Here is an 11,615-nt window from a genome sequence, read left to right on the forward strand (position 1 = left end):
AAAATCACTAACTAAATATATCTGTTTTCATTTTATTTTTTTTGTAATCTAAGTTATTTCCCAACAACTCTATTAAATAATTTTGGTTTAAAGCCTCCCCTTTGAAGGGGAAAAAAAGAAATGATATTTCCCAATCTTCAATTCCGTAAAGGTTTTAACCAGAGGTAATTATCAATTATCCATTATCAATTATCAATTATTGAACTTCCCTATACAAGACCTATGCTACCGGACATGATATAACGAGGAGACGCGCTCGGAGTCCCACCAACCTTCAGCGCCAGGAGTGAATATAAGACCGGGTTGATTAATTTGTGTTGATTTCATCTCAGACATTATTTGCGTTCCAATGATTTAATTAAGGGATGACCGTTATTAAGTAGTTCCTTCAGTTGATCAAATGCTGTTGACTTTTGACGAACATGAGCATCAATAAATAAACCTATTGTTTCTGCCATGAGAGAACGAATTTCATCTTCTGGTTGAGTTGCAGGAAAGTCGAGAAAAGATGTACCAGTGGTAGAGTCAAATGGATAAGCAAAAGAAAAGTGGTTAGCTCCCTCGACTAACATCAAATAGCTATCATTTCTTCCTCCTGAAATTGCTTCGTGAAATGTCCGCGATACTGGTGTTGTGGCTTCTTGCCAAATAGTATCATAAAGGTTACTACTATTAGCAATGACTCCATCGCGAGTACCACCTATTAACAATACTGGTAGCAAGTCAGGGAGAGGTAAAATTGTTGCTGCTTCATATCCCATCATTGTACCTGCTGCTGTATGTACACCATAACCAAAAGCAGCTACCACTTGCGAGAAAAAGTTAGGACTAGCACTTTCTATTGCCACCCTGCCACCAGCAGAATGTCCACCCAAAATAATTTTTTGTAGGTCAAGCATACCAGCTAGGATGCTTTCTGAGTTTATGCGTTCCAACTCTGTTAGCAGTGCTGGTAAAGCTGAAGCAGTGGGAGCAGTACCATAAGTATCAGGAGCTAACATTGCAATATCAATGCCTGGTGTCAAACTAATTGTACCAGGAAAGTTTTCTGCAACCCAGGCAAATGTTACCACTACCATTCCCCGTTCAGACAACTTAATAGCTAGCCATTTGTAAAGTTCGGGGTTGGTGTTAAAGCCATTGAATAATATCACTACTGGAAAAGGAGCTTGTTGGGGGTCGGCAGGGACAATACCCTGATTTTGTTCTTGTTTACTACCTGACATTTTGCCTGGGTAAAACACTTTCAGGTGAATGGTATCGTATGGTGGTTGAGAGTTTTCAACTTTGGTTGCTCGGTAAAAAGCTCGAATGTTCATTTTAGTATTAGTATTTTGTGACTTTGTTGTTATAATACCACTGTTTCTTACCCAGGTCTCAGACGTGACTCTGATTTTGGTTCGTAATTATACATCCAGTTTTCCAAATTTTCACGTTCTTGCTGTAACTGTTGGTTATTTTGCTGGAACGGTTGATAATAGAGTTTCTCCCGCTCCGCACTATGGGTTTGAATAATTGCTGTACGCTGAATGCGACGGTTATCGTAGTTAGCAAGTGCAGTTTGTAAGTCTGAGAAGTTACGCAAACACTCAGCAAGTTCATAAGCGTCTTCAAAAGTAGTATTAGCTCCTTGTCCTGCTGCTGGTGTCATCGGATGAGCTGCATCTCCCAATAATGTCACCCTAGCATAACTCCATTGCTTCAATGGTAGTCTGTCACATATCGATCCTTCTAATATTCCTTCAGGATCTGTCTGTGCTATCAATTCTCTTACTGGTTCCATCGAATTAGCAAATTCTCTAAGGACACGAGACTTTGCTTCAGCAAGAGTAGAAGAAAGTGTAGAGTCTGGCAATAGCTTCCGCGCTAACCAACTCATATTTCCTTCCCCTACACCTAAGAGGAATACTATACTTTCTTCTCCTTTCATTAAGATGACTTCATGTGGTTGTAGTAACTCATCTTGATAATTGACAACAGCTCGCCAAGACATACTGCCAACATATCGAGGTTCCCCGTCACTAATCAATATTTCTCTAACTTTAGAGTTTACCCCATCAGCTCCAATTAGCAAATCTGACTCAACAGTTTTTCCATTCTTAAAATGGGTGATGACGCTGTTTTCATTTTGTTCAAAACCAATGCAACAATGATTCAGGTGAATGACTTCTGATGGTAGATATGATGCTAAAATTTGTTGTAAACGACACCACCAGATAGTTAATGTTGGTTGTCCGTATTTTTTAATCATCGGACTTTCATAGGTCATAATAGTTTCTCCAGTGCTTGTTTTCAAAGTCACTTTGTCAACTTGACAACCTGAACATTTTAGTATATCTACTATACCTGGCTTAATTGCATCTAGGCATCTCAAACCATTAGGGTGCAAACCCACACCTGCTCCCACTGGAAGAAATTCCCTGGCTTTCTCATAGACATGAGCATCAATACCTTGTTTTCTCAGAGCGATCGCTGTTGCCAAACCACCAATACCTCCACCGATAATGGCGACTTTCTCTACAACAGGTTTTGACGTTTCTATCATTTTGCTTGTTTCCTTCGTATTGGTATTTGTTATTATACTGTAAGTGTTTTTTTCCAAGGTTTTAGACGGGACTCTGATTTTGGATCGTAATCATACACCCAATGTCGAAACTCATCAAAATTCTGCTGTGACTGTTGATTTGTTTGTTGAGTAGGTTGATAATAGCGTTTTTCACCCTCTGCACTACGACTTTGAATAATTGCGGTGCGCTGGATGCGTCGGTTGTCGTAGTTAGCAAGAGCAGTTTGTAAGTCTGGGCAATTACGCAAACACTCAGCAAGTTCATAAGCGTCTTCAAAAGTTGTATTAGCTCCTTGTCCTGCTGCTGGGGTCATTGGATGAGCAGCATCTCCCAATAACGTCACCCTACCATAACTCCATTGCTTCAATGGCAGTCTGTCACATATCGGCCCCTCCAAAATGCGTTCAGGAACTGTCTGTGCTATCAGTTCTCTTACTGGTTCCATCCAATTTGCAAATTCCTGGAGAACGCGAGACTTTGCTTCAGCAGCAGTAGAAGAAAGGGAGGAGTCTGGTAATAGTTTTCGAGCCAGCCAACTTATATTTCCTTCCCCAACATTGAGTAGGTAAACTATACTTTTTTCTCCTTTCATCAAAATGACTTCATCTGGTGGCAGTAGCTGATATTTGCGTTCGAGAACAGCTCGCCAAGACATACTACCAACATATCGAGGTTGCCCGTCACCAATTAATGTTTGTCTCACTGCGGAGTTTACCCCATCCGCTCCAATAAGTAAATCTGCTTGAGCGGTTTTTCCATTGTCAAAATGTGTAACGACATTGTTTTCATTTTGTTCAAAGCCAATACAACGATGATTCAGATGAATGACTTCTGATGGTAGTTCTGATGCCAGAATTTGTTGCAACCGCCACCACCAAATAATTAACAGTGGATGCCCATATTTTTCCATCATGGTACTTTCGTTAGTCCTAATTGTTTCTCCAGCACTTGTTTTTACAGTCACTCTCTCTACTTGACAACCGGAACGTTTTAGTGTATCTACTATACCAGGTTTAATCGCATCTAGGCATCTTAAACCATTAGGTTGCAAACCTAAACCTGCTCCCACTGGACAAAATTCCCTAGCTTTCTCATAGACATGGGCATCAATACCTTGTTTTCTCAGAGCGATCGCTGTTGCTAGACCACCAGGCCCAGCACCAATAATGGCAACCTTTTCTACCACAGGTTTAGAAGTTTCTCTCATTTTACCGAATAATTAAGGTTTAAAGCCTCTCCTTTCAAGGAGAAACAAGAAAAAATTTTCCTTTTGTTCAATCCTCTTCCTAAAAGGAAGAGGTAATTATCAATTATCCATTATCAATTATTGAATGGTTTCCTTTTTTTTGGTATTTGTTGTTATACTATAGTGCTACGCATTAAGGCTCTTGACATTTCTAAATCCTAAAACCCTTTATTAGTCTACTATTCCCTATTCCCTATTCCCTATTGCTCTTGACATTTCTAAATCCTAAAACCCTTTATTAGTCTACTATTCCCTATTCCCTATTCCCTATTCCCTAGCGCGTAGCGCTATACTGTTTCTTTCCAAGGTTTCAGACGCGACTCTGATTTTGGATCGTAGTCATACATCCAATGTCGAAACTCTTGACTTTCCTGCTGTGACTGTTGGTTTGTTGGCTGAGTAGATTGATCTAAGCCTTTCTCACCCTCTCCTGTAAAAGCTTGAATCATTGCTGTACGATAAATGCGACGGTTGTCGTAGGCACTGAGAGCTGTTTGCAGGTCTGGAAAGTTACACAGACATTCGGCAATTTCATAAACATCTTCAAAAGTAGTATTTGCTCCTTGCCCTTCCAGTGGTGACATGGGATGAGCTGCATCTCCCAATAAAGTCACTCTACCATAACTCCATTGCTTTAATGGCGCTTTGTCACAGATTGGCCTTTCTAATATCCGTTCAGCATCAGTTGTTTCCATTAGTTTCCGCACAGGCTCGATCCAATCAGCAAACTCTTTGAGAACACGAGACTTAACCTCAGCAGCAGTTGTGGAAAGAGAGGAGTCTGACAATACCTTCCGAGCGCTCCAGTACATATTTCCCTCCCCTAAGTTAAGCAGGAATAATAGACTTTTTTCTCCCTTCATAATTATCATTTCATTTGGTGGTAGTAGATCGTTGTTCTTGTTATAATTCATGACAGTATGCCAAGACATAGTGCCAAGATATCGAGGTTCCCCGTCACCAATCAATATTTGTCTTACTGTAGAGTTTACCCCATCGGCTCCAATGAGCAAATCCGACTCGACAGTTTTTTCATCCTCAAAGCGGGTGATGACGCTGTTTTCATTTTGTTCAAAACCTATACAACAATGATTCAAGTGAATGACTTCTGCTGGCAGTGCCGATGCTAAAATCTGTTGCAAATGCCACCACCAAATAGTTAATGTTGGTTGTCCGTATTTTGCCATCATGGTAGTTTCGGTAGTTCTAGCTCCAATGAGCAAATCCGACTCGACAGTTTTTTCATCCTCAAAGCGGGTGATGACGCTGTTTTCATTTTGTTCAAAACCTATACAACAATGATTCAAGTGAATGACTTCTGCTGGCAGTGCCGATGCTAAAATCTGTTGCAAATGCCACCACCAAATAGTTAATGTTGGTTGTCCGTATTTTGCCATCATGGTAGTTTCGGTAGTTCTAATTGTTTCTCCGGTGCTTGTTTTCACAGTCACTCTCTTGACTTGACAACCTGAACGTTTTAGTGTATCAGCTATCTCTGGTTCAATAGCATCTAGACATCTCAAACCATTGGGCACTAAACCTAGACCACCTCCCACTGGACGAAATTCCCTGGCCTTTTCATAGACATGGGCATCAATACCTTGTTTTCTCAGAGCGATCGCTGTTGCTAGACCACCAGGCCCAGCACCAATAATGGCAACCTTTTCTACCACAGGTTTAGAAGTTTCTCTCATTTTGCTTGTTTCCTTGTTTTTGGTATTTGTTGTTATATTGTAACTGTTTCTTTCCAAGCTTTCAGACGCGACTCTGATTTTGGATCGTACTCATAAAGCCAATTTTGAAACTCTTGAAAATCCTGGGGTGACTTTTGCTTGGTTTGTTGACTCGGTTGAGAGAACTGCTGTTTATCACCTTTAGCACTATGGGTTTGAATAATTGCTGTGCGCTGTATACGACGTTTATCGTAGGTACTGAGAGCAGTTTCTAGGTCTGGAAAATTGCCCAGACACTCAGCAAGTTCATAAGCATCTTCAAAAGTGGTATTAGTACCTTGCCCTGATGATGGTGGCATCAGATGAGCAGCATCTCCCAATAGCTGTATACGACGTTTATCGTAGGTACTGAGAGCAGTTTCTAGGTCTGGAAAATTGCCCAGACACTCAGCAAGTTCATAAGCATCTTCAAAAGTGGTATTAGTACCTTGCCCTGATGATGGTGGCATCAGATGAGCAGCATCTCCCAATAGAGTCACCCTACCATAACTCCATTGCTTTAATGGTAGTCTCTGGCAGATCGGAGTTTCTAAGATGCGTTCAGCATTGGTGGCTTCGATCACTTTCTGTACTAATTCGTTCCAATTAGCATATTCTTTGAGAACACGAGACTTTGTTTCAGCAGGAGTAGAGGAAAAAGATGCTTCTGATAATACCTTCTGAGCAATCCAGTTCATATTTCCCTCCCCTAAATTGAAGATAAATAATAGACTGTCTTCTCCCTTCATTATAATGGCTTCATCAGGTGGCAGTAGCTCCTCTTTATAGTCAAGAACAGCACGCCAAGACATACTACCAAGATATTGAGGTTCCCCATCACCAATCAATTTTTGTCTGACTACAGAATTTGCACCATCTGCTCCAATGAGTAGATCGGCTTGGGCAGTTTTTCCAATAACATTGTTTTCATTTTGTTCAAAGTCAATGCAACGATGATTCAGATGAATAACGTTTGGTGGGAGAAATGATGCCAGAATCTGTTGCAACCGCCACCACCAAATAGTTAATATTGGTTGTCCGTATTTAGCCATCATGCTACTTTCGCTAGTTCTGATTGTTTCCCCACTGATTGTTTTCAAGGTAGTTCTCTGGTGTTGACAACCTGAATTTTTTAGAGTATTCAATATGCCTGGTTGAATGGCATCCAGACATCTCAGACCATTAGGCATTAAACCTAAACCTGCTCCTACAGGACGAAAATCTCTGGCCTTTTCATAGACATGGGCATCAATACCTTGTTTTCTCAGAGCGATCGCTGTTGCTAGACCACCAGGCCCAGCACCAATAATGGCATCTCAGACCATTAGGCATTAAACCTAAACCTGCTCCTACAGGACGAAAATCTCTGGCCTTTTCATAGACATGGGCATCAATACCTTGTTTTCTCAGAGCGATCGCTGTTGCTAGACCACCAGGCCCAGCACCAATAATGGCAACTTTCTCCACAACAGGTTTAGAAGTTTCTCTCATTTTGCTTGTTTCCTTTTTTTTGGTAAACAAAAAACTAAAAAATAGTATACAATACCACAAATATATTCTTAAAAATATTTTCTTAAATTATCGTAATACCCTTGTTTATTATTTTATTCATGTTATTATTCTGAATGAAAGAAAAAACAAACTGCTTACGTTAGATAGCAAAAAGCTAGTCTCAAGCAGCAAGTTACTTCCAAGGAAGTTATATTAATGAGTTTACCTGTTCAGGTTTCACCAGCGACCAATGATCTAACCTTGTCCCAAAGTCAGACGTTGTCAGAAGTGGTGAAAGTCAAAATTCCGAAATCTGAGGTAGTCCCCAAACTAGATGTCTATTTTCTCGCCGATACAACCGGTAGCATGAGGACAGCTATCGCTTCAGTCAAAAGCGGCATCATGGAGATCCTAACCAGAATTCAGTCCCTAGGATCTGATGTCTGGTTCGGGGTTGGCGACTACAAGGACTTTCCGGCTCCGGTTGACGATGAGCATCCCTACGCCTTCAAGAACCAGTGTAGCTTGAGCGCCGATATCACCACCGTCAAAGCGGCGATCGATGCCTGGACGACCACCCCCGGTAAAGATACTCCTGAAGCTCAATTCTATGGGCTAGATCAGGTGGCCGAATCACCTGGAGGCCAGATTGGTTGGCGTGCCGATGCCAAGCGTGTCATCGTCTGGTTTGGTGATGCCGCTGGTCACGACGCAGTATGCAAGGAAATCTCGAACCTATCCTACGACATCACGGAGGCATCACTCACTGCTAAGTTAGTTGCAGAGAAGATTAAGGTGCTGGCACTGTCTATGAGCACCAACTATCGTGCCCCGGCTGGGCTAGACGATGATCCGAAAACGAGAGCAACCGCGTACAAGTCTAAGTGCGGAGAGCCTGGGGGAACCCCCGGACAAGCCACCAGGATAGCCAATGCCACGGGTGGCAAACCGATCCAAGGTGTCGATGAAGATACGGTTGTTCAGCAGATCGAGACTGAGTTGATAGCACAGATCGCTGAGATCGGGAACGTGCGCCTGGTAGCAAGCGGTGCCACAAAACCTTTTGTACAAGCGATTGCACCTGTCACGGGTTACAGTTCCCTCAGCAGAGACCAAGACCATGAACTTGCCTTTGATGTGTCCTGGGTAGGCACTGTGTCCGGTACCAGTGAGCCCCAGATATTCAACGGCTCTCTCGATGTCATCGCCGATGGAGAAGTCGTTGGCGGTAAGACAGTCAAAATTACAGTACCATTTTCAGCTCCACCACTACCCCCAATTTATCCCGAGGAGGATGTTCCCATGATACGCCCAGAGAATGTTTCCGGTACCTGGATGTTTATTCACCAAGTTACTGGCACTTATATGCAAGCTATAGGTTACAATCCCAATGTCAACGATTATGTGCATCTTTGGAACCAAGATCCTCCTAATACTAATGCCGGATACCAAGGACACCTGTGGGTTTTGTCCAAGCAGAGTGATGGAACTTACCGCATCCAAAACTGGGAGAAAGATGTCACCTTTAAGGAGCAATTGTATCTCCAAGCACCTGCAAAACCAGGGGTTGATAAGATTGTAACTTTGCAACGCCTCAGCCAAAGTGAGTTGCAGTCTTGGATATTGGTTCCAGTCAGTGGCGATCCCGATACTTATGCTATCCAACCAAAGGCATTCCCTGAATATGCCATAGGTACTTCTACCAATGCTTTGACCAATGGCATAGCACTGGTCACAAACCGCACCTGGGGAAGACCAACTTTCCATCAATATTGGCGACTGAGCAAGGATTACACTGGGGGAAATTAAAATACTTTTTCCCTGATGAACAGTTGATTTAGTTGTCATCTTGACGCTTCACTAGATCGGTTGCTCCCATTGTAATGGTAGTTTTTCCGTTTCCTCAAAAATTATTAATATTATGTTCGGATAATCACTTATAATAAAGTGTTTGTTTGTAGAATAGCTCTCAGCCCTATATACAGTTAGGGCTAGAGCAATTCTACGAGCCTTAATTATAAGTATTCAACCGAACATGATATTAGATACCTCCAATAATAAAAAATAAAATCAATTATTGCTCATAAACTATCAATTCTTTCCCCCTACTCCCTACTCCCTTTTTGATCGAGATGCCTTTTAATTAACCCAATACTCTTAGTATTCTAGCAATATACTCAGCCCTCCATTGCTCCCGCTCCTCATTTACTTGTGCATCTGGCTGATAATTTTCAATGTCTTCGGAGGAAATAATACCTTTAGCTATTACTAATTTTTCAATGGTATCTACGCGTTCCCGCAATACAGAAACTTCTCCTGCTAATGCCATTATTATTGCCAGTAATTTATCGTTATCTGTGTTATCTAAATAAACTGGTCGTTTACCTTTTGCTTGTTTAGGAATCATCTTTTTTTTTGTTTGTCTTTTTTATTTACAGGACTTGCGCAGAAACCGGGTTTATCAACGAAATTTCCTGAAAAACAACGTTCAAGACAATAAACCCGGTTTCTTGTTTAGGTGCGTAACTCATAATTTGGTACCAACAATAATGAATGACTGTCTGCCATTATTTTGTTCGAGCAGTGTTTCAATGAGACTATCTCTGGAAAAACCTGCTTCTCGTGCTACAGCTACTAAATCTAAATCTCGCATCGCACTCCAGAAGGGTTCATTATTATTAGTTGTTTCTTCATCGTAGATGAATGACTGTCTGCCATTATTTTGTTCGAGCAGTGTTTCAATGAGACTATCTCTGGAAAAACCTGCTTCTCGTGCTACAGCTACTAAATCTAAATCTCGCATCGCACTCCAGAAGGGTTCATTATTATTAGTTGTTTCTTCATCGTAGACGAACGCAGTATATAAATCTAGATCGCGATACAAAGGTGCATCTTGATGTATCATTATTCCACCTGGAGCTAATAAACGATAACTTTCGCGGAAAACATTTCTAATTGCTGGCACAGGTATTTCATGTAGGAAAATATGACTTACCACCAAATCAAATGATTCATCTGGGAAGTTAGTCTTCTCGGCATTCTGTTGGCTCAAATGCACTCGTTTTCCTAAATACTCTGCTCGTGCATGACCATAGCGTAATATTGCAGGAGCTAGATCGATACCATAAACTTCAGCATTTGGGTAAGCATCTACATAAGGCAAAGTGTTAGCACCTACTGTACAACCCATGTCTAGAATTTTGGCAGGCTGAAAATTTGGGTATTGCTGCTTCAAGAATTTATGGATAACTGTCTGACCTCTGACATCGCGAAGAGACTCAGGGTTTCTCATGGCAATATGAACTCCAAAATCATAGATAGCACCAGCAGATATATCATCTTGAGTGTATTCGCCGTTATATCCTCCTGGCATACAATGAGTATCTACAACAGTTTGATAGGTAGGAATTTTTAATTCCGGGTTTAGGGTAAGTGTTCCCAAGGGTACTGCTTCATCCTTTGCTCGTTCTACTAATTCTGGTAATTGACGTTCGACTGTAGTAACTGCTGATTCCCACATCATTTCTTGGGTAGTACGTTTGCAGCTACTGTACCACTTATAGTATTGTTGTTGCTGCATCCCCTGCCGAATTTCATAACGATTTTTAGGGGAACGTTGATTTTCTTTTTCAAATTGGGGTTTGACAGTTTCTTGGTAAAGCAACTTTAAGTTATGTCGCATTTTGCTAGACAGATAGTTTCTTAAACTTCTGACAAAGTTTTGTCGTGCCAACTCATCGTGATTTGCTTGTGGAAGCATAGAATGAGCCAATTTTGTGTTCATAATTTTCTCTTACTAAAACGCTGACGAATATTTTACCGACATCCTTGCAGTTAGTCAATAAACATTTCCCGAAAAAAGAGTAATATCATGTCCGGATAATTAGTGATAAAAAAAGTTTTTGTTTGTAGTAGGGCTTCAGCCCTAACTGTAAATAGGGCTGAAGCCCTACTACGAGCTTTAATTATTCAACCGAACATGATATAAGTATCTTCTGAAAGTATAGAAACCGGGTTTATATTAGATGCCCTACCAGACTGACATCCGTCTCTCATAAACCCGGTTTCTGATAACACTTCTATTGCAAGTGAATTTTTTGATATAATGCTTTCCCAAAGTGAAGGGGGATGGGCATCCTGCCCGTCCACAAATATTAAGCACAAAAGTTGCTAAATGCTAAATTAAAATCTAGTCTCATACTGAATTGACAACACAGCATTATCATCGAAATTACTACCTCCACGGAGGCGCACTTTATCATTAATTTCATAGTCCAAAGACAACTCTGTTGCATCAAGTATAGTCGCGGATACTCCCAGTTTATTAGTTACGTCAATACCAACTTCTAGACCCCAACCCAAACTAGAAGCACGTTGGGAGCCACTTTTAGGAATAGTCGCAGGAAATATTCTAAATTCACTTAATCCCGTCGCTTCAATAATATCCTGTTGGATGTTACTAAATAGAGCGGTACTTGCCACATTTGCTAATGCTAAATTTCTGTCTGCACTGAGGGTATCAACAATATTACCTCCTAACAAACTAACTATTTGTGTTTCCGAGCGTTCTGGAGAACTGGTTAACTCTAGGTTATTTTC

General features: G+C 41.2%; 10 protein-coding genes. 1 reads left to right on the forward strand and 9 read right to left on the reverse strand.

Annotated elements, in window-relative coordinates; genetic code table 11:
• Nucleotides 1-335: 335 nt before the first annotated feature.
• The 6 genes from AFK68_RS26915 to AFK68_RS26940 all read right to left on the reverse strand — a co-directional run bounded on the left by AFK68_RS26915 (nt 336) and on the right by AFK68_RS26940 (nt 7,016).
• Complete coding sequence (locus AFK68_RS26915; RefSeq protein WP_094676634.1) at nt 336-1,319, reverse strand: dienelactone hydrolase; 984 nt, start codon at nt 1,317-1,319, stop codon at nt 336-338.
• A 47-nt stretch (nt 1,320-1,366) separates the two neighbouring features.
• Nucleotides 1,367-2,545 (reverse strand): FAD-dependent monooxygenase, encoded by a 1,179-nt coding sequence (locus AFK68_RS26920; RefSeq protein WP_094676644.1) that lies wholly within the window; start codon nt 2,543-2,545, stop codon nt 1,367-1,369.
• A gap of 32 nt (nt 2,546-2,577) precedes the next feature.
• Nucleotides 2,578-3,774, reverse strand: a complete 1,197-nt coding sequence (locus AFK68_RS26925) for an NAD(P)/FAD-dependent oxidoreductase (protein ID WP_094676636.1) — start codon at nt 3,772-3,774, stop codon at nt 2,578-2,580.
• Nucleotides 3,775-4,100: 326 nt separating this feature from the next.
• Entirely contained in the window at nt 4,101-5,507 is a 1,407-nt protein-coding gene (locus tag AFK68_RS26930; protein ID WP_094676646.1) for an NAD(P)/FAD-dependent oxidoreductase, read from the reverse strand.
• 32 nt (nt 5,508-5,539) lie between these two features.
• Nucleotides 5,540-6,835, reverse strand: a complete 1,296-nt coding sequence (locus tag AFK68_RS26935) for an NAD(P)/FAD-dependent oxidoreductase (protein ID WP_094676638.1) — start codon at nt 6,833-6,835, stop codon at nt 5,540-5,542.
• Complete coding sequence (locus AFK68_RS26940; RefSeq protein WP_094676640.1) at nt 6,774-7,016, reverse strand: NAD(P)/FAD-dependent oxidoreductase; 243 nt, start codon at nt 7,014-7,016, stop codon at nt 6,774-6,776. Before AFK68_RS26940 ends, AFK68_RS26935 begins: the two co-directional genes overlap by 62 nt.
• A gap of 216 nt (nt 7,017-7,232) precedes the next feature.
• On the opposite strand from AFK68_RS26940, the gene AFK68_RS26945 reads away from it, so the two are divergent.
• Nucleotides 7,233-8,825: a hypothetical protein gene (locus tag AFK68_RS26945; protein ID WP_094672476.1), complete on the forward strand. Its 1,593-nt coding sequence runs from the start codon at nt 7,233-7,235 to the stop codon at nt 8,823-8,825.
• A gap of 334 nt (nt 8,826-9,159) precedes the next feature.
• Here AFK68_RS26945 and AFK68_RS26950 read toward each other — a convergent pair whose 3' ends face one another.
• From AFK68_RS26950 to AFK68_RS26960, 3 genes are all read right to left on the reverse strand, one after another.
• Nucleotides 9,160-9,423: a hypothetical protein gene (locus tag AFK68_RS26950; RefSeq protein WP_168186383.1), complete on the reverse strand. Its 264-nt coding sequence runs from the start codon at nt 9,421-9,423 to the stop codon at nt 9,160-9,162.
• A 120-nt stretch (nt 9,424-9,543) separates the two neighbouring features.
• Entirely contained in the window at nt 9,544-10,800 is a 1,257-nt protein-coding gene (locus AFK68_RS26955) for a class I SAM-dependent methyltransferase (protein WP_094676642.1), read from the reverse strand.
• 398 nt (nt 10,801-11,198) lie between these two features.
• Nucleotides 11,199-11,615, reverse strand: a 417-nt coding sequence (locus AFK68_RS26960) for a translocation/assembly module TamB domain-containing protein (protein ID WP_143437727.1), incomplete at its 5' end; no start/stop codon positions are given.

It is taken from the genome of Hydrocoleum sp. CS-953, from assembly GCF_002260545.1.
Lineage (GTDB): Bacteria > Cyanobacteriota > Cyanobacteriia > Cyanobacteriales > Microcoleaceae > Trichodesmium.

Coding starts and splice junctions, on each gene's coding strand:
- AFK68_RS26915 (WP_094676634.1), bottom strand. CDS start 1,319: ATGAACATTCGAGCTTTTTACCGAGCAACCAAAGTTGAAAACTCTCAA.
- AFK68_RS26920 (WP_094676644.1), bottom strand. CDS start 2,545: ATGATAGAAACGTCAAAACCTGTTGTAGAGAAAGTCGCCATTATCGGT.
- AFK68_RS26925 (WP_094676636.1), bottom strand. CDS start 3,774: ATGAGAGAAACTTCTAAACCTGTGGTAGAAAAGGTTGCCATTATTGGT.
- AFK68_RS26930 (WP_094676646.1), bottom strand. CDS start 5,507: ATGAGAGAAACTTCTAAACCTGTGGTAGAAAAGGTTGCCATTATTGGT.
- AFK68_RS26940 (WP_094676640.1), bottom strand. CDS start 7,016: ATGAGAGAAACTTCTAAACCTGTTGTGGAGAAAGTTGCCATTATTGGT.
- AFK68_RS26945 (WP_094672476.1), top strand. CDS start 7,233: ATGAGTTTACCTGTTCAGGTTTCACCAGCGACCAATGATCTAACCTTG.
- AFK68_RS26950 (WP_168186383.1), bottom strand. CDS start 9,423: ATGATTCCTAAACAAGCAAAAGGTAAACGACCAGTTTATTTAGATAAC.
- AFK68_RS26955 (WP_094676642.1), bottom strand. CDS start 10,800: ATGAACACAAAATTGGCTCATTCTATGCTTCCACAAGCAAATCACGAT.